Annotated in this window: 21 protein-coding genes; 10 read left to right on the forward strand and 11 right to left on the reverse strand. The window is 74.0% G+C overall.

From position 1 onward, the window contains the following. Positions 1-5: 5 nt before the first annotated feature. From IEX99_RS20295 to IEX99_RS20325, 7 genes are read left to right on the forward strand one after another with little or no spacing between them, the layout of a single operon-like run. Complete coding sequence (locus IEX99_RS20295; protein WP_188903698.1) at positions 6-1,079, forward strand: ABC transporter ATP-binding protein; 1,074 nt, start codon at positions 6-8, stop codon at positions 1,077-1,079. Then, positions 1,072-1,929, forward strand: a complete 858-nt coding sequence (locus IEX99_RS20300) for an ABC transporter permease (RefSeq protein ID WP_188903700.1) — start codon at positions 1,072-1,074, stop codon at positions 1,927-1,929. Before IEX99_RS20295 ends, IEX99_RS20300 begins: the two co-directional genes overlap by 8 nt. Then, positions 1,926-2,714 carry an ABC transporter permease gene (locus IEX99_RS20305; protein WP_229678177.1) on the forward strand — a complete coding sequence of 263 codons (789 nt, stop codon included), beginning with the start codon at positions 1,926-1,928 and terminating at the stop codon, positions 2,712-2,714. Before IEX99_RS20300 ends, IEX99_RS20305 begins: the two co-directional genes overlap by 4 nt. Positions 2,715-2,728: 14 nt before the next feature. Further along, the gene (locus IEX99_RS20310; protein WP_188903702.1) at positions 2,729-3,478 is read left to right on the forward strand and encodes an SDR family NAD(P)-dependent oxidoreductase; all 750 of its coding nucleotides are present in this window, start codon (positions 2,729-2,731) and stop codon (positions 3,476-3,478) included. Next, entirely contained in the window at positions 3,478-4,248 is a 771-nt protein-coding gene (locus IEX99_RS20315) for an SDR family NAD(P)-dependent oxidoreductase (RefSeq protein ID WP_188903703.1), read from the forward strand. Before IEX99_RS20310 ends, IEX99_RS20315 begins: the two co-directional genes overlap by 1 nt. A 3-nt stretch (positions 4,249-4,251) precedes the next feature. Then, positions 4,252-5,679 carry an amidase gene (locus IEX99_RS20320; protein WP_188903705.1) on the forward strand — a complete coding sequence of 476 codons (1,428 nt, stop codon included), beginning with the start codon at positions 4,252-4,254 and terminating at the stop codon, positions 5,677-5,679. A gap of 8 nt (positions 5,680-5,687) precedes the next feature. After that, positions 5,688-7,550, forward strand: a complete 1,863-nt coding sequence (locus IEX99_RS20325) for a hypothetical protein (RefSeq protein WP_188903707.1) — start codon at positions 5,688-5,690, stop codon at positions 7,548-7,550. A 21-nt stretch (positions 7,551-7,571) separates the two neighbouring features. Here IEX99_RS20325 and IEX99_RS20330 read toward each other — a convergent pair whose 3' ends face one another. The 9 genes from IEX99_RS20330 to IEX99_RS20370 all read right to left on the reverse strand — a co-directional run bounded on the left by IEX99_RS20330 (position 7,572) and on the right by IEX99_RS20370 (position 18,031). Further along, a complete protein-coding gene (locus IEX99_RS20330) occupies positions 7,572-8,759 on the reverse strand; it encodes a hypothetical protein (protein WP_188903709.1) in 1,188 nt (395 codons plus the stop codon). After that, entirely contained in the window at positions 8,756-10,519 is a 1,764-nt protein-coding gene (locus IEX99_RS20335) for a glycosyltransferase family 2 protein (protein WP_188903710.1), read from the reverse strand. Before IEX99_RS20335 ends, IEX99_RS20330 begins: the two co-directional genes overlap by 4 nt. Positions 10,520-10,667: 148 nt before the next feature. Continuing rightward, entirely contained in the window at positions 10,668-11,561 is an 894-nt protein-coding gene (gene rfbD, locus IEX99_RS20340) for a dTDP-4-dehydrorhamnose reductase (RefSeq protein ID WP_188903712.1), read from the reverse strand. Between the two features lie 5 nt (positions 11,562-11,566). After that, positions 11,567-12,130 carry a dTDP-4-dehydrorhamnose 3,5-epimerase gene (gene rfbC / locus IEX99_RS20345; RefSeq protein WP_188903714.1) on the reverse strand — a complete coding sequence of 188 codons (564 nt, stop codon included), beginning with the start codon at positions 12,128-12,130 and terminating at the stop codon, positions 11,567-11,569. Then, positions 12,127-13,008 carry a glucose-1-phosphate thymidylyltransferase RfbA gene (gene rfbA, locus IEX99_RS20350; protein WP_188903716.1) on the reverse strand — a complete coding sequence of 294 codons (882 nt, stop codon included), beginning with the start codon at positions 13,006-13,008 and terminating at the stop codon, positions 12,127-12,129. Before rfbA ends, rfbC begins: the two co-directional genes overlap by 4 nt. Then, positions 13,005-14,066, reverse strand: a complete 1,062-nt coding sequence (gene rfbB / locus IEX99_RS20355) for a dTDP-glucose 4,6-dehydratase (protein ID WP_188903718.1) — start codon at positions 14,064-14,066, stop codon at positions 13,005-13,007. Before rfbB ends, rfbA begins: the two co-directional genes overlap by 4 nt. A 136-nt stretch (positions 14,067-14,202) precedes the next feature. After that, positions 14,203-15,315, reverse strand: coding sequence for an alanine racemase (locus IEX99_RS20360; RefSeq protein WP_188903720.1), 1,113 nt, complete (start codon positions 15,313-15,315; stop codon positions 14,203-14,205). A 56-nt stretch (positions 15,316-15,371) separates the two neighbouring features. Beyond that, entirely contained in the window at positions 15,372-16,904 is a 1,533-nt protein-coding gene (locus IEX99_RS20365) for a M81 family metallopeptidase (protein WP_188903722.1), read from the reverse strand. Then, positions 16,901-18,031 (reverse strand): pyridoxal-phosphate dependent enzyme, encoded by a 1,131-nt coding sequence (locus IEX99_RS20370; RefSeq protein WP_188903724.1) that lies wholly within the window; start codon positions 18,029-18,031, stop codon positions 16,901-16,903. The genes IEX99_RS20365 and IEX99_RS20370 overlap by 4 nt, the downstream gene beginning before the upstream one ends. A 56-nt stretch (positions 18,032-18,087) precedes the next feature. Here IEX99_RS20370 and IEX99_RS20375 point away from each other — a divergent pair, with 56 nt between their 5' ends. Further along, on the forward strand, positions 18,088-19,197 hold the full coding sequence (locus tag IEX99_RS20375; protein ID WP_188903726.1) for a M20/M25/M40 family metallo-hydrolase: 1,110 nt from the start codon (positions 18,088-18,090) through the stop codon (positions 19,195-19,197). 25 nt (positions 19,198-19,222) lie between these two features. Here the strand turns inward: IEX99_RS20375 and IEX99_RS20380 are convergent, their stop codons facing one another. Then, positions 19,223-19,531, reverse strand: coding sequence for a 4a-hydroxytetrahydrobiopterin dehydratase (locus IEX99_RS20380; protein ID WP_188903728.1), 309 nt, complete (start codon positions 19,529-19,531; stop codon positions 19,223-19,225). 117 nt (positions 19,532-19,648) lie between these two features. Here IEX99_RS20380 and IEX99_RS20385 point away from each other — a divergent pair, with 117 nt between their 5' ends. Both IEX99_RS20385 and IEX99_RS20390 read left to right on the forward strand, forming a co-directional pair. Continuing rightward, positions 19,649-19,999 (forward strand): metallopeptidase family protein, encoded by a 351-nt coding sequence (locus IEX99_RS20385; protein ID WP_229678178.1) that lies wholly within the window; start codon positions 19,649-19,651, stop codon positions 19,997-19,999. A gap of 87 nt (positions 20,000-20,086) precedes the next feature. Further along, the gene (locus IEX99_RS20390; RefSeq protein ID WP_188903732.1) at positions 20,087-20,251 is read left to right on the forward strand and encodes a DUF1328 domain-containing protein; all 165 of its coding nucleotides are present in this window, start codon (positions 20,087-20,089) and stop codon (positions 20,249-20,251) included. Between the two features lie 262 nt (positions 20,252-20,513). Here the strand turns inward: IEX99_RS20390 and IEX99_RS20395 are convergent, their stop codons facing one another. Continuing rightward, the gene (locus IEX99_RS20395) at positions 20,514-20,756 is read right to left on the reverse strand and encodes a hypothetical protein (protein WP_188903734.1); all 243 of its coding nucleotides are present in this window, start codon (positions 20,754-20,756) and stop codon (positions 20,514-20,516) included. Positions 20,757-20,914: the final 158 nt, after the last annotated feature.

Here is a 20,914-nt window from a genome sequence, read left to right on the forward strand (position 1 = left end):
CCGCCTTGGCGACCGTTTCGCTACGAGGCCTGACCAAGCGCTACGGCGCAGCCGTCGCGGTCGCCGGCGTGGATCTTGCGATCGCCGAAAGCGAGATGGTCGCGCTCGTCGGCCCGAGCGGCTGCGGCAAGACGACGGTCCTGCGCATGATTGCCGGTCTGATCGAGCCCGACGCCGGCCAGGTGCTGATCGGCGGCGCGGACGTCACGCGCGCGCCGGCGCACAAGCGCAACCTCGGCCTGGTGTTCCAGAGCTACGCACTGTTCCCGCACCTCAGCGTGTTCGAGAACGTCGCCTTCGGCCTGCGCCGCCGCCGCGTGCCGGAGGCGGAGATCGGGCGCCGGGTCTCGCAAGCGCTGGCGCTCGTGCGGCTCGAGGGGTTCGAGGGGCGTTTCCCGCGGCAGCTCTCCGGCGGCCAGCAGCAGCGCGTCGCGCTGGCCCGCGCCGTGGTGACGGAGCCGCGCGTGCTGCTCCTGGACGAGCCGCTGTCGAACCTCGACGCCGGCCTGCGCGACGCGATGCGGGTGGAGTTGCGCCGGCTGCAGCAGTCGCTCGGCATCACCACCATCTTCGTCACCCACGACCAGGAGGAGGCGCTGACCCTCGCCGACCGCGTCGCAGTGATGCGCGCCGGCCGCATCGAGCAGGTCGGCGCACCGCAGGAGGTGTACGAGCGGCCGGCCAACGCGTTCGTCGCCGGCTTCGTCGGCCGGACCAACCTGCTGGACGCGGTGGTGGTGGGGGCGGCCGACGCCCTCCTGCATCTCTCCGGCCCGGGCGGGGTGCCGCTGGTCGTGCGCGGTGCCGCTCCGCCCGGCGCACGTGTCCGGCTGGCGCTGCGGCACGAGAAGCTGCGCCTCGGTGACGCGCCCCCGGATGCGGCGAACGTCCACCTCGCCGAGGTCGCGCTGGCCGCATTCGCCGGCGCGCAGTGTCAGTATCTGCTGCGCCTGCCGGGCGGGCTGGAGCTGCAGGCCGAGGCGCCGTCGAATGCCGTCTTCCCGCGAGGTGCGCAGGTCACCGCCTGGTGGACGGCCGACGACATGATCCTGTTGCCCGCAGAGACGGCCGATGCCTGAGCGCCGCTGGGACCTGACCGGCCTCGGCCTGCTCTCGCCGCTGCTGCTGCTCCTCCTGTTCGCATTCCTGCTGCCGGTGGCAGCGCTGATCCCGACGAGCCTCCGCCCCTACGTCGCCGGCACCGGCGTCGGCGAGGGCCTGACCCTCGGGCACTACGCGAAGGCGCTGACCGACAGCTTCTACCTCGAGATCATCCTCCGCACCGTCGGGCTTGGTTTCGTCGTCACGCTGCTCACGCTCGTCATCGGCTACCCGCTCGCCTACGTCCTCGCCCGCTCGACCTCGCGCTGGCGGCACTGGCTGACGCTGCTCGTGGTGTTCCCGCTGCTGCTCAACCTGGTCGTGCGCACCTTCGGCTGGATCGCGCTGCTCGCGCGGCGGGGCCTCGTGAACCAGTGGCTGATCGGCCTTGGCCTCGCCGAGGAGCCGCTGCGGCTGATGTTCAACTTCACCGGCCTGCTGATCGGGCTGACCCACATCTTCCTGCCCTTCATGGTTTTGGTGCTCGTCGCCGTCATCCAGAACATCCCGCGCGAGGTGGAGGACGCGGCGCGCACCCTCGGCGCCGGCTTCTGGGCGGTGTTCGCACGGGTGACGCTTCCGCTCTCGGCGCCTGGGATCCTCTCCGGCTCGATCCTGGTCTTCGTGCTGACGATCAGCGCGCTGGTCACGCCGCGGCTGCTCGGCGGGCCGACCTACAAGGTGATGTCCACGCTGATCTACGAGCAGTTCCTCCAGCTCCTGAACTGGCCCGCCGGTTCGGCCATGGCGGTGGTGATGACGCTGATCGTGCTGGCGCTGATCCTGCTGGGGACGCGCCTCGCGCGACGGTGGGAGGCGCGGGCGTGAACGCGGTCGCCCGCCGGTGGGTGGCGCGGCTCTATTGCGCGCTGGTCCTTGGCTTCCTGATGCTGCCGGTCGCCGTGGTGGTACTCGCCTCCTTCAGCACGACCGCCTACCTCACCATCCCGCCGCAGGGGGTGACGCTCCGCTGGTACGGCCGCGTGCTGGAGAGCGCTGACTACCTCTCCGCGATCGGCATTTCGCTGCTGCTCGCCTCCGTCGCGACGCTCTCGGCGCTGGCGATCGGCACTGCGACCTCCTACGCGCTGGTTCGACGCGCCCTGCCGGGCAAGGCCGCGGTCTCGGCGGTGGTGATGTCGCCGCTGATCTTTCCCGGCGTCGTCATCGGCGTGGCGCTGCTCCAGTTCTACGCCGCGCTCGGGCTTGCCGGCAGCTTCGCCGGGCTGGCCGTGGCGCATGTCGTCATCACCGTGCCCTATGTGGTGCGCACCACCCTCGCGAGCCTTTCGGGCCTGGATGCGGAACTTGAGGACGCCGCCTGCACCCTTGGCGCGAGCCGCCCGACCGCCTTCTGGAAGGTCACGCTGCCGCTGATGCGTCCAGGCATGGTGGCCGGCGCCCTGTTCGCCTTCATCACGTCCTTCGACAACGTGCCGGTCTCGATCTTCCTCACCGGTGTGGGCAACACCACGCTGCCGGTGAAGATCTTCACCGCCATCGAGTTCGGCGTGGACCCGACCGTCGCCGCCGTCTCCTCGCTCCTGATCCTGACCACGGCGCTCGCGCTGGTGCTGGCCGAGCGCTGGGTCGGCTTCCACCGCTTCACGTGAGGGAGGGCAAGGTCATGGCCCGGCTCCGGGGACGCCGCGTGCTCGTCACCGGCGCGGCGAGCGGCATCGGGCGCGCGACGGCGCGCCGCTTCGCCGCGGAGGGCGCACGCGTGGCGCTGCTCGACCGCGACGCGACGGGACTGGAAGCCGCGGCGCGGGAAGGCGGTGGCACGCCGCTTCCCTGCGACCTGCTCGACACCGCCGCGGTCGCGCCCGCCGTGGAGCGGGCCGCGGCGGCGCTCGGCGGGCTGGACGGCGTCGTCTGCGCCGCCGGCGTCGATCTGATCCGCAAGGTCGAGGCGATGTCGCCCGAGGACTGGGCGCGGGTGATCGGCGTCAACCTTACCGCGCCGATGCTGGTCTGCCGCGCCGCGCTGCCGGCGATGCGTGCGTCGGGCGGTGGTGCGATCGTGCTCATTGCCTCCGGCGCCGGGCTGCGGCCGCTGCCGGACCGCACCGCCTACTGCGCCTCCAAGGCCGGGGTGGTGATGTTCGGCAAGACGCTCGCCATCGAGCTCGCCGCCGACAACATCCGGGTCAACGCGATCTGCCCGGGCATTGTCGACACGCCGATGTTCCGCCGCTCCTGGGAGCGTGCGGCCGACCCGCAGGCGGAGCTCGCCGTGATCCTCGACCGCTACGCGATCAAGCGCATCGGTACGCCGGAGGAGATCGCCGCCGCGGCGCTCTATCTCGTCTCCGACGAGGCTGGCTACGTCACCGGCGCGGCGCTCGCAGTGGACGGCGGAAGGACCTTCCACTGATGGCCGCCTCCACCCTCCGCTTCGCCGGCCGCCGCGCCGCCATCACCGGCGCGGCGAACGGCATCGGCCGCGCCACCGCCCTCCGGTTCGCCGCGGAGGGCGCCGGCCTCGCCCTGATCGACATCGAGGCCGATGCCCTCGCCGCGACGGCCGAGGCCTGCCGCGCAGTCGGCGCGCCCGCCGTGCTGCCGCTTGCCGCCGATCTGACGCAGGAGACGGCGGTGGCGGACGCCTTCGCCCGGATCGCGCGCGATCTCGGCCCGCTCGACATCCTGTTCAACAATGTCGGCCAGAGTGCGCGCGAGCGGTCGCGCCAGTTCCACGACTCCGAACCCGAGACCTGGCGCTTCGTCCTGAACGTCTCGCTGATGACGACGATGCTGGTCTCGCGCCAGGTCGTCCCGGGCATGCGCGAGCGCCGCGCCGGGCGGATCGTCAACATGTCCACGGAAAGCGCCTTCTATGGCGATGTCGGCATGGTGGACTATGCCGCGGCGAAGATGGGCGTGATCGGCTTCACGCGCGCCCTCGCGCGAGAGCTCGCGCCGTTCCGGGTGAACGTGAACGCCGTCGCGCCCGGCGCGATCCGCACCCGTGCCCATGACCGATTGCCGCCCGAGGTGATCGACAAGGTGCGCAACAGCGTTCCCATGGGCTATGTCGCCGAGCCGGAGGATGTCGCCGGCGTCGTCGCATTCCTCGCCAGCGAGGATGCGCGCTACGTCACCGGGCAGACCCTGCTGATCGACGGCGGCCGTTGGATGATCTGAGCCGTGCCGAACGACCTGACGCGCCTTTCCGCCGCCGATGCGGCCGCCGCCATCCGCGCCCGCCGCCTCTCGCCGGTCGAGCTGGTCGAGGCGGTGCTCGCGGCCATCGAGCGCAGCCAGCCGGTGCTCAACGCCTTCGTCACCGTCGCCGCCGACCAGGCCCGCGCGGCGGCGCGCGCGGCGGAGGATGCGGTGGCGCGCGGCGAGCCCCTCGGCCCGCTGCACGGCGTGCCCTTCTCGGTGAAGGACCTGACGAACACCGCCGGGCTGCGCACCACCATGGGCTCGACGCTGTTCGCCGACAACGTGCCGGGCGAGGACGCGGCGCCGGTGGCGCGGCTGCGCGCCGCCGGCGCGATCCTGATCGGCAAGACGACGACGCCCGAGTTCGGCCACAAGCCCTTCACCGATTCCCCGCTCACCGGCATCACGCGCAATCCCTGGAACGCCGCGCACACGCCGGGCGGCAGTTCCGGCGGGGCGGCGGCGGCGGTCGCCGCGGGCCTCGGGCCGATCGCGCTCGGCACCGACGGCGGCGGCTCGATCCGCATCCCGGCGGCGTGCTGCGGCATCCTGGGGCTGAAGCCGACCCTCGGGCGCGTGCCGCACGTCCACGCGCCGGACCTGTTCGGCAACACCAGCACCATCGGCCCGATGGCCCGCACCGTCGCCGACGCACGGCTGATGCTGCGCGTCATCGAGGGGCCGGACCTGCGCGATCCCTATGCGGCGGCGCTGCCGCCCGACGCCGCGCCGCTCGGCGCGCGCCTCGAGGGCCTGCGCATCGGCTGGGCGCCGCGCGTCGGCAACCGCCTGCTCGACGCCGAGGTGGAGGCGCTGACCACCGCCGCGATCCGCGCCCTGGAGGCGATGGGCGCCGCCGTCGAGCCGGTCGAGAGCGACCTCGCCGCCGAGGAGGAGGCCTTCCTCGTCCTCCTCCAGGCGGGGCTTGCCGGCCGGCTCGCGTCCCATCTGCCGGCCGCGGCGGACCGGCTCGACGCCAGCCTGCGCGAGACCGTCGCGCGTGGCCAGCGCCGCAGCGCGGCCGAGATCCTCGCCGCGACGGCGCACCGCACCACGCTCTTCCGCCGCGTCGTCGCACTGTTCGAAGCGGGCGTGGACATGCTCGCCACGCCGACGCTCAGCGCGCCGGCTCCGCCCGCCGGGCTCGATCCCTTCGCGCCCTTCGCGGTGGGTGGCGGCAGCGGCGAGGCGGGCCGCATCCGCGCCACCTGGTATCCTTACACCTTTCCCTTCAACCTCACCGGCCACCCGGCGCTGTCGGTGCCCTGCGGGCGCACGGCCGGGGGCCTGCCGGTCGGCCTGCAGCTCGTGGCGCCGTGGCACGCCGATCATCGCCTGCTCGATCTTGCGGCGTGCCTCGAGGCGGTGCAGCCCTGGGCGCAGGACTGGCCGCCCGCGGCCGCGTGAGGGAGCGCATGCGCGAGGTGATCCCCGATCGGCCAACGCCGGTGCGCCGCCGGCGAGCCCGGCGCATCCCGATCCTCGCCCTGTTCGTCCTGCTGGTGGGACTGGCGGTGCATGCGCGCCTTGCCACCGGGCCGCACGGCATCGCCGTCGAGGGCCGCCTGCGCGACACCGACGCCTATGTGCGCACCATGCGCGTGGAGGCGCTGCGGCGGACCGGCGACTGGTACGCGACCGACATCGCGCGGCTCAACGCGCCCTACGGCCTGTCCATGCACTGGACGCGGCCGCTCGACGTGCTGATTCTCGGTCCGGCGCTCGTGGCGGAGCGTCTCGCGGGCGTGGACGCACGCCGTGCGATCTTCTGGTCGGGCGCGCTTTCCGCCCCCGTGCAGCACATCGCCGCCGCATTCGCCGCCGCCTGGGCGGCGGCCGCACTCTGGCCTGGCACGGTGGCCTGGTTCGCCGCGCTGACCCTGATCGGCACCCCGCCGATCGCCTTCGGCTACGGCCGCGCGGGTTTCACCGACCACCACATGCTCATCCTGATCGCTGCGGTGGTGGGTCTCGGGGCGGCCCTGCGCGCGGCGCTGGAGCCGCGGGAGACCGGGCGTGCCGCGATCGGCGCCGGGCTCGCCTTCGCGCTCGGCGTCTGGGTCTCGCCCGAGGCGTTGCTGGTCGCGGGCCCGGCGCTCGCCGCCTTCGGCCTCGCCTGGCTGGTCGCGCCGGACGGGACGCCGTTCGCCCGGCAGGGCATGCGCATCGCCGGCGCGATGCTGGCGGGACTCGCCGTCGCGGTCGCGGTGGAGCAGCCGCCGGCACGCTGGCTGGTCGGCGAGTACGACAAGGTCTCGGCGCAGCACGTCCTGATCGCGGCCTTGGCGGCCGGGAGCTTCGCCATGGCGATGCGGTTCGGCGCATCGGACCGCGCGCGGCGGCTGGCGCTCGGCGCGGGCCTCGCGGGCGGGGCCGTCGCGGTGCTGCTCGCGCTCTATCCGCGCGCGCTCTCCGGCTCGCTCGCGGGCGCCGATGCGGGCAGCATCGCCCTGTTCCTGCCGATGGTGAGGGAGATGCAGCCGCTCGCGCCGACGCGCGAGGGGCTGTTCGACCTCCTGGCCTGGGCCGGCGTGGCGGCGGGGCCGTTGCTCGCGCTGCCGATCGCCCTCCTGGCCTGGGCGCGCGATGGGCGACGCTGGCCGGCCTGGCTCGTCCTCGCACTGCCCTTCGCCGTGACGCTCGCCGCGACGATGACGCACCGGCGCTTCGTCGTGGATCTCGCCGCGGTGTCCGGCATCGCCGGCGCGGGGCTGGTCTGGTTCGCCCTGCGCCTCCCTGGGCGGATGGTCCGCGCGCTCGCCGTCGCCGCCGCGATCGCGGTGGTGACGTGTACACCCTATCTCGCCCTCCTCATGCCGCACCCGAACGCCTCGGGCGAGTCCGCGGAGCACGCCTGCCGCACGGACGCGCTGGCGCGCTGGCTTGTCGCGGCGCGGCCTGGCGCCGGACCTTCCGCTCCAGGCGATGCGGACCCCATCATCCTGACGGCCAGTCCGGACATCACGCCCGAACTCGCCTATCTCACGCCCTACCGTTACGTCTCGGCGCCGTATCATCGCGGCGGCGCGGCCTTCGAGGACACGGTCGCGGTGTTCACCGCGCGCGACGAGGCAACCGCGCGCGCGGTCCTCGACCGGCGCGGGGTCCGGTTCATCCTCCTCTGCCTGCGCACGCGGCCCCCGAACCTCGGCCCGATGCATCCGGAGAGCCTGGAAGCACGGCTGCGCGGTTCCGGCGATCCGCCACCCTGGCTGCGCCCGCTCGCGCTGCCCCCCGAGCTCGATGGGACCTACCGCATGTTCGAGGTGCTGCGGTGAGGAGCCGCGCCTGACCCGACCTCAGCGTGCCGGCGCCGCGCCCATCAGGCGCAGGTGCGCCTCGATCTCCGGCAGCGGGCAGGGCGGATCGGGCGGGACCAGTTCGCGCCAGACCTCCACCCCGGGCAGGCGGCCCGGGTTGCGGCGGATGAGCTCGGTCTTGATCAGCGGGCATCCGGCGGGCCCGTACAGCACGCGCCAGAAGAGGCGCGCCGGGTTCACCGGCCGTCGCAGCAGCCGCAGCCGCATCGCGGCCACCGCTTCGGCCTCCGGGAGCGCCCGGCGCGGCTCGAGCCACGGCAGCGCCGCGGCGAGGTAGGCCCGCTCCGCGGGATCGGACAGGGCGCGCTCCAGCAGCGCGGCATAGGAATAGACCGCCGCGACGCGGTGCCCTCGCTGCCGCATCGCGCGCGCGAGCCGCAGCTCGCCGCGCTGGACGACGTGCCACTTCGAGACGCTCAGGCGGAGCGCGGCAAGGAAGGCGACGAGATCGGCCACCACCTCCCGCCCGCGCGCCAGCAGGAACCAGGATTGCAGGTGCGGACCGCCCTGGATGCTCTCCAGCAGTCCGAACACGCCCGGCCCGGCTGCCCGCATCGCCGCGAACACGGGGTCGAGCGGCCGGATCGGCCCCAGCACGCTGTCGTTGACCAGAAGAAGCTCCTCCGCCTGCGGCCAGCGCCGCAGCACCAGCGGCGCGACGTCCTGCCAGGCGCCGAAGTCGAGGGCGAAGTTGCGCCGATGCACCGCGAGCGCCACGCGCGCGCGGGCCTCCTGCCAGTCGGCCTCGGCGATGCGCGGAGCGTTGGAGAGGAAGACGGTCTCGAAGCCGAGCCGATCGTAGGTCTCGAGCTGACGCCGCACCATGCGGGAGATGCGGCCGTCGGGGCTGAAGTGCACGAACAGCGCCACGCCCTTCCGCGCCGGATCGCTCCTCCCGCCGGGTTCGACGCGCAGCAGCGGCTCGGGCCGGATGCCGAGGCGCATCGCCGGATCGAGCACCGCCGCCCGCGCCACCTCGCCCAGCCGCTCCGCGGCGCGCCGGGACAGCCGCCCCAGCTCCTTCGCCAACTGCGGCCAGTGGCGCAGGCGCGGCAGGCCGGGCAGGCCGTGCAGCCAGCGCCGGGCTCCCGGTTCGATGTCGGCGAGGTCGGTGAGGCTCGGTCCGACCATCGGGACGGCAGCACCCTCCTTGTCCGCGCCGGTCACGACGCGGCGCACCGCCAGGGTCTCTCCCGTCGCGGCGGCCAGGCGAGGGTGCGCATGCTGTCCGACAGCGAGAGATTCGGGTTCCAGAAGGGATCGTTGTCGAGCACTGCCCCCCAGCGCCGGCGCATGTAGGCGATTTCGCGCCGGAAGCGCCGGGCGTTCTCCCCCTCCAGGTCGAGGCCCCGGGAGACCGATTCCCAATGGCGGAGGACGGCGAAGGGCGTCCAGAGGTTGCGGTAGCCGCGCTCGCGGATCCGCAGGCACAGGTCCACGTCGTTGAAGGCGACCGGCAGGTTCTCCTCGTCGAGACCGCCGGCCTCCTCGAACACGTGCCGGCGCACCGCGAGGCAGGCGGCGGTCACGGCGGAGGTGCTGCGCACGAGGGCAAGCTGCCCGAAGGGGCCCGCGGCGCCGCCCGCGGCGCCCACGAAATGGTGGCCCGCCACGCCGCAGGGCCAGCCGATGCCGAGGATGACGCCGCCATGCTGCACGCGGCCGTTCGGGTAGAGCAGCTTGCAGCCGACCGCGCCGATCTCCGGCCGCACCGCGTGGGAGACCATCTCGCGCAGCCAGCCCGGTTCGAGGACCTCGGTGTCGTTGTTGAGCAGCAGCAGCACCTCGCCACGCGCCTCGGCGACGGCGCGGTTGTTGAGCCGCGAGTAGTTGAACGGCCCCGGCATCGGCAGGACGCGCACGCGCGCGTCGCGCGCCAGCATCGCGAACAGCTCGCGCGTCCTGGCCTCCTCGCTGCCGTTGTCGGCGATCAGCACCTCGATCGGGCCGTAGCCGGTCCGGTGCAGCAGGCCCTCGACGCAGCCGCGGAGCAGATCCACGCGGTCGCGCGTCGGAATGATGACGGAGACCAGCGGCGCGGGGTCCGGCAGCGGCCAGACCACACGCAGATACGCCGGGGCGAGCGGCGCGGTGATCACCTCGGCGCGGACGCCGCGCGCGGCGAGGTGCTCCGCGACGGCGCGGCGGGCGGCGTCCACGCAGCGGGCCAGGTACGCCTCCGAGAAGGAGGCGGGACCGGCGGCCTGCCGCCAGTGGTAGAGTACGGCCGGGATGTGGCGGACCCGCTCCGCCCCGCAGGCGCCGACGGCGCGCAACGCGAGGTCGTGGTCCTGGCTGCCCTCGAACCCCTCTCGCATGCCACCGATCGCCGTCAGCAGGTCGCGCCGGTAGACGCCGAGATGGTTGACGAGGTTCTGCCCGAGCAGCAGGTCCGGGTCGAAGTCCGGCTTGAAATAAGGGGCGTTCCGCCGCCCCCCAGCGTCCACCTTGTCCTCGTCGCTATAGATCAGCGCGGCGTCGGGGTTGGCGTTGATCTCAACCGCGACCTCGTAGAGCGCGTGCTCGGCGAGCAGGTCGTCGTGGTCCATCAGCGCCACCCACTCGCCGGTCGCCAGCGCGAGCGCAGTGTTGGTGGCCGCCGAGATGTGGCCGTTGGTCTCGCGGCGGACCCATCGAATCCGCGCGTCCGCGCGCGCCGCCTCCTCCAGTACGCGGGCGACGTGCGGCGAGGGGGACGCGTCGTCGGCGACGCAGAGCTCCCAGTGCGGGTAGAGCTGCGCCTGGACCGAGGCGATCGCCTCGCGCAGGAAACGCTCCGGCGTCTCGTAGGCCGGCATCACCACGGAGATCAGCGGTCGGCGCGGCAACCGCGCGATGTGGGCGAGAATCGCCTCGCGGTCGGCGTCTGAGAGCGTGTCGTAGCGGCGGATCCAGCTACGGTAGTTAGTGTCGGTCTGGCGGACCAAGCGCGGTTGGAGATAGGGCCAGAGCGGACGTAGCAACCGCAAGAGGCGGCGCTTGAGCCAGGGTCGGCGGCGGACATAGCTCCGCGCGGCGTTGATCGCGTTTGCGCGCAGGTTACCTAGCACGGCCGCATACCACAATATGCTCGTTTCACCCGATCTCGTAGAGGCCGCAGACCACGCGCTCGAGGCCGTCGCGCCAATGCGGCAGCCCCACGCCAAAGACATGCGCGAGCTTCCCGCACGCCAGCCGGCCGTCCGCCGGACGCGCCGCCTTCGTCGGATACTCCGCCGTGGCGATCGGCACCACCCTCGGGCGCGGCCCGCCGAAGGGGGCGGCCGCCTCGAAGATCGCCTCGGCGAAGCCGTGCCAGGTCGTCTCGCCCGCACCTGCGGCGTGGAACACGCCCCGATACTCCGGGCGCCAGCCGGTCTCGCGCAGGCGCGCGAGCACCGCGGCGATGGCGTCGGCGAGGTCCGGCGCGGCGGTGGGGCAGCCGCGCTGGTCCGCCACCACGCGCAGCTCCGGCCGTTGCGCGCCGAGGGCGAGCATGGTGCGCACGAAGTTCCGCCCCGTCGGCGCGTGCACCCAGGCGGTGCGCAGCACGACCACGCGCTCCGCGCCCGACAGCGCCGCCCACTCGCCGGCGAGCTTGGTCCGGCCATAGGCGCCGAGCGGGTTCGGCGCGTCCTCCTCCGTATAGGGCGCGCCCTTGCGCCCGTCGAAGACGTAGTCGGTGGAGAGGTGGATGAGCGGCGCGCCGCCGGCGCGCGCGCAGGCCGAGGCGACACGCGCCGGCCCGAGCGCATTGGCGCGGAAGGCCACCGGCTCCTCGTCCTCGGCGGCGTCCACCGCGGTCCAGGCGGCGCAGTTCACCACCGCGTCGGGCCGCGCCTCGGCGATCGCGGCGGCGATGCTCTCCGGCCGCTCCAGGTCGAATTCCGGGCGGCCGACGAGGACCGCCTCGAAGCCGCGCGCGGGCAGCGCCGTCGCCAGCCCGGTCGCGACCTGGCCGCCGCGCCCGGTCACGAGGACGCGCCGCATCGCGCTCAGCCCGGATGGGTGAAGTGCCGCGGCAGATCGGCGAGGCGCGGCGCCGCGCGGTCCTTCTCCGACAGCACCGCCGCCTCCGCCGTCACCGGCCATTCGATGCCGAGCGCGGGGTCGTTCCACAGGATCCCCGCATCCGCGGCGCGGTCGTAGTAGGCGTCCACCTTGTAGATCACCTCGGTGTCGGGCTCGAGGGTGCAGAAGCCGTGGGCGAAGCCGCGCGGGATCCACATCTGGCGCCAGTTCGCGGCGCTCAGCACCGCCGCGACGTGCCGCCCGAAGGTCGGCGAGCCGTGGCGGATGTCCACCGCGACGTCGAACACCGCGCCGCGCGTCACCCGCACCAGCTTGCCCTGCGCCGAGGGCGGGACCTGGAAGTGCAGCCCGCGCACCACGCCGACCTGGCGCGAGAGGCTGTGGTTGTCCTGCACGAACTCCACGTCCACGCCGCATTCGGCCAGGGCCCGGCGGCTGTACACCTCCGAGAAGAAGCCGCGCTCGTCCGCGAGGCGCCGCGGCTCGATCAGCAGCACGTCGGGGATGGAGAGGCGTTCGACCCTCACGCGTGCCGTCCCTCCGCGAGATCCAGCAGGTAGGCGCCGTAGGCCGTCCTGCCGAGCGCGGCGGCGCGGGCGCGCAGCGCCGCCGCGTCAATGAAGCCCATGCGGAAGGCGATCTCCTCGGGGCAGCCGACCTGCAGCCCCTGGCGCTCCTGCACGGTCTGCACGAACAGCGCCGCCTGCAGCAGCGAGGCGGGCGTGCCGGCGTCGAGCCAGGCGCAGCCGCGGCCGAGCCGCTCCGCGCGCAGCGCCCCGAGTTCCAGGTAGACCCTGTTGAGGTCGGTGATCTCCAGCTCCCCGCGCGCCGAGGGCCGCAGGCCGCGCGCCAGCTCGGTCACGCGCCGGTCGTAGAAGTAGAGGCCGATCACCGCCCAGTCCGACTTCGGCCGCGGCGGCTTCTCCTCCAGCGAGAGCACGCGCCCGGCCGCGTCGAACTCCGCCACGCCGTAGCGTTCCGGATCGGCGACGCGGTAGGCGAAGACCGTCGCCTCGCCCGCCTCGGCCCGCGTCGCCGCGGTGCGGAGCTGGTCGGACAGGCCGTGGCCGTAGATGATGTTGTCGCCGAGCGCCAGCGCGCAGGGCCCGCCGGCGATCCACTCGGCGCCGATGTGGAAGGCCTGGGCGATGCCCTCCGGCCGCGGCTGCTCGGCATAGCTCAGCGCGACGCCGAACTGCGAGCCGTCGCCGAGCAGGCGGCGGAACTGCGGCAGGTCCTGCGGCGTGGAGATCACCAGGATGTCGCGGATTCCCGCCAGCATCAGCGTCCCCAGCGGGTAGTAGACCATCGGCTTGTCGTAGACCGGCAGGAGCTGCTTGCTCGCCGCCAGCGTCATCGGATGCAGCCGGGTGCCGGAGCCGCCGGCGAGCAGGATGCCCTTCATGCCGCCGCCGTCCCCAGGCGCTGCCCGGCGTAGCGCCGCTCGCGGATCGGCCGCCACCACGCCTCGTTGTCGAGGTACCAGCGCAGCGTCTCCTCGAGGCCCGTCTCGAAGTCCCGCCGCGCCTTCCAGCCCAGCGCCCGCTCCGCCGCGGACGGGTCCATGGCGTAGCGGAAGTCGTGCCCCGGCCGGTCCTTGACGAAGGTGATGAGCCTCTCCCGCGGCCCGGCCGGGTCGGGGCGCAGCTGGTCGAGCGTGGCGCAGATCGCCTTCACCACCTGCAGGTTCGTCCGCTCCTGCCGCGGCCCGAGGCAGTAGGTCTCGCCCGGCCGCCCGCGCTGCAACGCGAGCACCAGCGCCTCCGCGTGGTCCTCGACATGGATCCAGTCGCGGATGTTGGAGCCGTCGCCATAGACCGGCAGGGGCTTGCCCTCCAGCGCGTTGAGCGCGACGAGCGGGATCAGCTTCTCGGGGAACTGCCAGGGCCCGTAATTGTTCGTCGTGTTCGTCACGAAGGCCGGCAGCCCGTAGGTGTGGTGCCAGGCGCGCACCAGGTGGTCGGACGCCGCCTTGGAGGCCGAGTAGGGGCTGCGCGGGTCGTAGCGCGTCGTCTCGCGGAAGGGCGGGTCGTCCGCGCTCTCGAGCGAGCCGAACACCTCGTCGGTGGAGACGTGGTGGAAGCGGAACGCCGCCCTCGCCGGCGCGTCCAGCGACAGCCAGTGCTCCCGCGCCGCCTCCAGCAGCACCTGCGTGCCGACGACGTTGGTGCGGATGAAGTCCGCCGGCCCGTCTATCGAGCGGTCCACGTGGCTCTCCGCCGCGAGGTGCATCACCGCGCGCGGGCGGTGCTGCGCGAACGCCGCGCGCATCGCGGCGGCGTCGCAGATGTCGGCGCGGACGTGCACGTGGCGCCGGTCGCGCAGCCAGGGGCCGAGCGAGTCCGGGCTCGCGGCGTAGGTCAGCTTGTCCACGTTGACGACGACGGCATCGGTCGTCGCCAGCAGGCGGCGCACCACCGCGGAGCCGATGAAGCCCATGCCGCCGGTGACGAGGATGACCAAGGACGCGACTCTCCGATCCGTCGGGCCCGCCGGGGACACCGGGGCGGCGTGCGGCGCCCCTGCGGCCCGCGGGCCTCCTAACCCCATCCCGCCGGCCGGCGCAAGTCGCGCCCGCCCGGCGCCGCCGGCCGCCGTTCTACCAGCCGTTGACGCGGCCCCAGACGGCGATCACCTGCTCGCCGCCCTCGACCACATGATAGCGGTCGTATGCGGCGGCAGTGAGGCAGGCGTGGTTCGGCGCGACGCGCACCCGCGCCCCGACCGGCAGCCGGTCGAAGGGCAGCGGGCCGGATTCGCCGCGCACCTCGCCGTGCTCCTGGTGGGTGCGCACGACGATGGCATCGCCGAAGCTCGGGCGGCCGGCGCGGTCCAGCATCAGGCCGAAGCCGTAGTCGCGCGGCGCGGCCTGGGTGCTGCGGTCCTTCGACAGCGCCAGGGCGCCGGCGTCGAGCAGCACCGCGTTGCGCTCCGGCTTGCGCCCGATCACCGAGGCGAGGACGGTGAGCGCGATGTCCTCCGGCCCGTGCGTGCCGAGCTGCATCTGGAACAGGTCGCCGAACATGTACACGCCGGCGCGCACCTCGGTGACGCCGGCGAGCGAGCGCGCGTGCAGCGCGGTCGGCGAGGAGCCGAGCGAGACGATCTCCACCCGGTGCCCCGCCGCGCGCAGGCGTTCGGCGGCGCGCACGACGCCGGCGCGCTCGGCCTCGGCGATCGCCTCCATCTCGCCCGGCGAGCGGCCGGCGTAGGAGTGCCCGGCATGGGCCAGAACGCCGACGAGGCGCGGCCCGAGGCGGGCGGCGACGGCCAGCAGCGCCTCCGAGTCCGGCGCGACGCCGCCGCGGCCCTCGCCCACGTCCACCTCGACCAGGGCGCGCACCGGGCCGGGATGGGCGGCGATGGCGGCGGCGGCGTCCGGATCGTCGGTGATCACCTTCACGTCAGCGCCGGCGGCGTTCAGCGCCGCCACCGCGTCGAGCTTCGCCGGGGCGATGCCGACGGCGTAGATCTGGTCGCGCCAGCCGCCCTCGGCGAAGTAGCGCGCCTCGGCGAGGGTCGAGACGGTGATCGGACCGCCCCCCGGCGCCGCCAGGGCCGCGACCTCGCGGCTCTTCGCGGTCTTCAGGTGCGGGCGCAGCCGCACGCCCGGATGGCGCGCAATGGCGTCGGCCATGGCCGCCAGGTTGCGCTTGAGGATGCCGAGGTCGAGGACCAGGCAGGGGGTCGGCAGGTCGTCCAGGGTCGTCATGGCAGGCACACTATGGCGCAACCGCGGCGCGCGCCAGGACGCCCCCGGGCGGTCCGTCAGCGGGCGCGCGCCGGCAGCGACCAGCTCGCGTCGGGATCGAGCGGCAGCACCGGGCGCGGCAGGCGCTTCCAGTCGAAGCGGGAGAGGATCGGGCTGGTCAGGCCGGGGCAGTCCACCTCGACGATCTGCTCGTGGCGGAAGAACTCGTCGAAGCCGCCGCGGAAATGGCCGCGCGACTTCACCACCACCGCGCGCGCGGCGCCGATGTCAAGGCCGAGATGCTCGAAGAACACCGGATCGGCGCATTGCGCGCGGCGCGAGACGACGACGACCGTGATGCCCCCGATCTGCAGCGCCGCGGTCGGGCCGAGGTCCACCGCCGTGTTGGCGTAGATGCCGCGCCGCCCCGTCACCCGGCCGTCGGAGAGCGCGCGCACCTCCGCCTCCGCCGCGAAGGGCCGGCTGAACGGGTCGTCCGCCGCGAGCGTGCCCTGCGGACGGTTGAACCGCGCCGTGAGGCGCGCGCCGCGGCCGAGGCGGTGCGCCTCCGCGGCGAGCAGCGGGTCGTGGATGATGCCGACCAGGCAGTCGCGCACGTCCGCCTTGTGGAACGCCTCCAGGATGTACATCGTGTTGCCGCGCGCGCCGCCGCCCGGATTGTCGGCGACGTCGGCGAAGGCGAGCGGCACCGGACTTTCCTTCGCGCGGCGCACGGCATCCTCCAGCGGCGTGAGGTGCGCCACGAAACGATGCCGGCGCTCCCAGGTCGCAAGGGCGAGTTCATCCGCCAGCGCCTCCGCCGCCTCCGCCTCGGTCGCGGTGACGATGATCGCCATGCCGTTGAAGGGCGTGTCGCCGTAGGCGAAGCCGCCCATGACCGAGACGTTGAGGATGCGCGGATCGCCCGCCTGCCGCTCCTGGCCGAGGTTGATGACCTCGGCGTAGGGTCCCTGCGCGGTCAGCATGCTGACCGTCGGCGCCACGATCGGCAGGCGGCGGAAGGCGCGGTGCGCGCGCAGGCCGCCCATCAGGCGGCGCAGGTGCCGCGCGCTCTCGGCGCCGCGCTCGCGCAGGTCGAGATGCGGGTTGGTGCGGTAGCCGACGAAGACGTCGCACAGCGCCACCATGCGGTCGGAGACGTTGGCGTGCAGGTCGTAGCTGCACACCACCGGCACCTCCGGGCCGAGGATGTCGCGGACGAGCTGCTGCACCGTGCCCTCGGGATCGTCGTCGCCCTCGGCGAGGCCGGCGCCGTGCAGCACGCAGTAGACCCCGTCCACCTCCCCGCGCAGCGCCTCCAGGCCGCGGCGCCAGATCGCCATCATCCCGGCGAAGACGGAACCGCGCACCGGCCCGTTCGGCTCCGCCATGGCGAGCAGGATCGGGCGCGGCCGCCACGGCCCCGCGGCGTCCATATCTGCGACGAAGCCCGGCATCTCGGCCAGCATGCGCGGCGCGGCCGCGCGGGCGTCGGCGAGCATCGCCTCGCCCTCGAACCAGCGGTGCGCGAAGTCCTCGCGCTCCGCCGGCGGGGCGAAGCGGTTGCACTCGATCGAGAAGCCGAGCAGCGCGACGCGCGGACCGTTCACAGCGACACCCCCATCAGCTCGGCGATGCGCGGCGTGGCCTTGAGGCCCGTTCCGGTCAGCACCACCACCGTCGTCTCCTCGGCGCGGATCGCCCCGCTCGCCAGCAGCTTGGCGAAGGCCGCCGCCGCCTGGGCCGAGGTCGGCTCGACATAGACGCCGCCGCGCGCGAGGTCGAGCGTCGCCGCGCCGATCTCCGCCTCGTTCAGCATCACCGCGCCGCCGCCGGTGTCGCGCAGCACCTGGAGCACCTCCGGCAGCCGGATCGGCCGGGCGATCGCGGTCCCCTCGGCGATCGTCGGCGCCGGCGCCGCCGCCGGCGCCCCGAGGAAGGCGCGCGCGATCGGCGCGCAGTTCTCCGGCTGCGCGGCGAAGATGCGCGGCGGCCGCGCGATCTCGCCGGCGCGCTTCAGCTCCTCGAAGCCGATGCCGCAGCCGAGCACGTTCGAGCCCGCGCCGCAGGGGACGATCACGTTGTCCGGCGCGCGGAAGCCGAGGTCCTCCCACAGCTCGTAGGCCAGCGTCTTGGTGCCGTGCAGGAAGAACGGATGCCAGTTGTGGCTCGCGTAGAAGATGCGCTCCGCCTGGCGCAACGCCTCCTCCGCGCAGTCCTGGCGGCTGCCGGGGACCAGCTCGATCGCGGCGCCGCTCGCGCGCGCCTGCACGGTCTTGGCCGGGGAGGTGCCGGCCGGCACCAGGATCTTCGCCCGCATCCCCCCGGCCGCCGCGTAGGCCGCGACGGCGGCGCCGCCATTGCCGGAGGAATCCTCCAGCACCTCCCTCACCCCCTGCGCGCGCAGCAGCGAGAGCATCACGCTGGCGCCGCGGTCCTTGAAGCTGCCGGTCGGCATGAACCACTCGCACTTCAGCAGCGCGGTGGCGCCGGCGACGCGGCGGGGGACCAGCGGCGTGCAGCCCTCGCCCAGGCTGATCGGGTCCTCCGGCGCGAAGGGCAGCGCCGCGGCGTAGCGCCAGAGCGAGCGCCGCTCGCGCCGGATCGCGTCGCGCCTCAGGCCGGGCAGCGGCGTCAGCAGCAGCGGCGCCCGGCCGTCGCCGCACCAGCGCGGCGGATCGAGCGGCCAGGTGCGGCCGGTGCGGGGGTCCAGATAGGCGGCGGGCGGCGTCGTCATGGCGGCGGGAAGGTCGCTTGCCGCACGCACCTCCGCAAGTCCATCCTCCCCCTGCCATGACCGAACTCGAAACCGCCGTCGCCCGGCTCGCCGCGGACCTGGTCCGAATCGACAGCCGCTCCTTCGTCTCCAACCTCCCCCTCGCCGAGCGGATCGAGGCCGAACTCGCCGGCTTCGAGATCGAGCGGCTCGACTACGCCGACGCCCGCGGCGTGCGGAAGCGCGCCCTCGTCGCCCATCGCGGCCCGCCGGGCGGCTACGCCCTCTCGGGCCACATGGACACCGTGCCGGACACCGGCTGGCAGGAGGATCCCTTCTCCGCCCGCATCGACGAGCAGGGCTTCCTGCACGGCCTCGGCAGCGCCGACATGAAGGGCCAGGTCGCCGCCGCCATCCTCGCCGCCAGGGCCGCCGACAGGGACACCCCCGTGACCCTCCTCCTCACCACCGACGAGGAGACCACCAAGCAGGGCGCGCGCCTGATCGCGCAGTCCTCCGCCCTCGCCCGCTCCCTCGGCCTCCTCGGCATCGTCGTCGCCGAGCCGACACGCCTCGCCCCGGTGCGCGGCCACCGCTCGCACATCAACTTCACGGCCGAGGCGGAGGGCGTGCAGGCGCACTCCGCCCTCGGCACCGGGGTGAACGCCAACTGGCAGCTCATCCCCTTCCTCGCCGAGATGCGCAGCCTGTACGAGCGCCTGCGCAGCGACCCCTCGCTGCAGGACCCCGCCTACGAGCCGCCCTTCTCCGACTTCAACCTGGTCCTCGACAACCACGGCACGGCGCTGAACGTGACGGTCGCGCGCGCCACCGCGGGCATCAAGTACCGCTACAGCCACTCCATAGACCCCACGCCCGTCGTCGAGGCCGTCCGCGCCGCGGCCGCCCGCGCCGGGGTGCGCCTGACCGAGCAGCGCGAGGGGCCGCCGCCCGAGCTTCCCGAGGACCACCCGCTCATCCAGCTCGCCGTGCAGCACACCAACCAGCGCGCCCGCACCGTCCCCTACGGCACGGACGCCTGCGAGCTGCAGGCGATCGCCCCCTGCGTCGTCCTCGGCCCGGAATCCTCGGACACGATCCACACCCCGCAGGAGCGCGCGCGCATCGCCGAGCTCGCCGCCGCGGTGCCGCTGTTCGGCCGGCTGCTCGCGGCGGGACGCGCCTGACGGGCCGGGGCGGCTGAGGCGCGCCTCAGCCGCCCCCCTCCCCCAGCAGCGCGTCGATCGCGCGCGCCAGCGCGACGTCGCGCTCCGACAGCCCGCCCGCGTCGTGGGTCGTCAGCGTGATCTCCACCCGGTTCCAGACGTTCGACCATTCCGGGTGGTGGTCGTGCTTCTCGGCCAGCAGGGCGACGCGGGCCATGAAGCCGAAGGCCTCGGAGAAGTCGCGGAAGCGGAAGCCGCGCCGGATGGCGTCGCGGCCCTCGATCAGGCTCCAGCCCGGCAGGATGCCGGGCAGGGCGGCGCGGGCGGCGGGGTCGAGCCGGGCGATGGGGGCCATGGCGCGTCGTTCCTCCTCTTTCTCCTCCCGGACCGCTTGACGCGGACGGCGGCGCGGCGTCCGGTGGCGCCCATCATGCGCCATGGCACGCCCCCCACCGCCGAGGACATCGTGGAGATGGCCGAGACCGCCCTCGCCGCCATCCCCGAACCGCTGCGCAGCCTCGTGCGCGGCACCGCGATCGTGGTCGAGGAGGCGCCGGACGACGAGATCCTGGCCGAGATGGGCCTCGAGAGCCCCTGGGAGCTCACCGGCCTCTACCGCGGCGTGCCGCTGACGCAGAAGAGCGTCGGCGACGTCCCCTCGGCGCCCGACACGATCCTCCTGTTCCGCGAGCCGATCCTTCTCGAGTGGATCGAGACCGGGGAGGATCTGTTCCGCCTGGTGCGCAACGTGCTGATCCACGAGATCGGCCACCATTTCGGCCTTTCCGACGAGGACATCGAGCGGCTCGAGCGCGAGGAGTAGCGCGGGCCGCGGTCCCCGCTCGTTCGGCATGGGCAACCCTCCGGCAGCGGGGGCGTTGGGCGGCGAGGACGCAGTCGGAGTCGCCCCATGCTCTACTGGACGCTGATCTTCCTCGTCATCGCGCTGATCGCCGGCCTGTTCGGCTTCGGCGGCGTGGCCTCGACCGCGGCCGGCATCGCCAAGGTGCTGTTCGCGATCTTCCTGGTGCTGTTCCTGGTCTCGCTCGTCGTCGGCGTGATCCGCGGGGCCTGACCCGACGCCGGGGGGCGGGCGAGGGGCGCAGGCCGGTGCGGCGGCGGGACCCACCCGAGCCGCGGCCGCGGCCGGGCTCCCCCCGACGGCCGGCGGCCCGGCGCCGGCGTCCTGGGCGGATCGGCGCCGATCGCAGGATCGGGCATGGGACGCTTGCCTGCGGGCGGCCCTGCCCATCGCCTCGCGGTCAGGCATGGCGGGCAGGCGCCCCGCGCGGGATGGGAAGCCCCCGCGAGGGCGGCGGCTGCGGCGGCGGTGCGCCTCAGCGCCAGATCGGCCGGCCGAGATTGATGTTCCTGCCGCTGGTCGCGGCGCCGCCGAGCGCGCCGAGGCCGCCGCCGATCAGCGCGCCGGTGCCGGCATCGCCGGCCAGGGCGCCGATGCCCGCCCCGGCGCCGGCGCCGAGCAGGCCGCCGGAGATTGCCCGGTCGGTGGTCGTGTAGCCACAGGCGGACAGCCCAAGACCGGCGGCGGCGAGGAGGGCGAGGCCGAGCTTGCGCGTCATCGTGGCAGGTCTCCGCTTGTTGGCGCCGGTGGGTGCTGGGCGAAAAACGCCTGCCTTGCCAACGGGTTGCGGTCCCTGCCAATTCCGGCCTTGAGCGGCGGCGCCGGGGCGGGTAAGGCGGCCTGCCCCGGCCCGCGCGCGCCATCGTGACCCCCGCC

The sequence above is a fragment of the Caldovatus sediminis genome (assembly GCF_014644455.1).
Classification (GTDB): Bacteria; Pseudomonadota; Alphaproteobacteria; order Acetobacterales; family Acetobacteraceae; genus Caldovatus; species Caldovatus sediminis.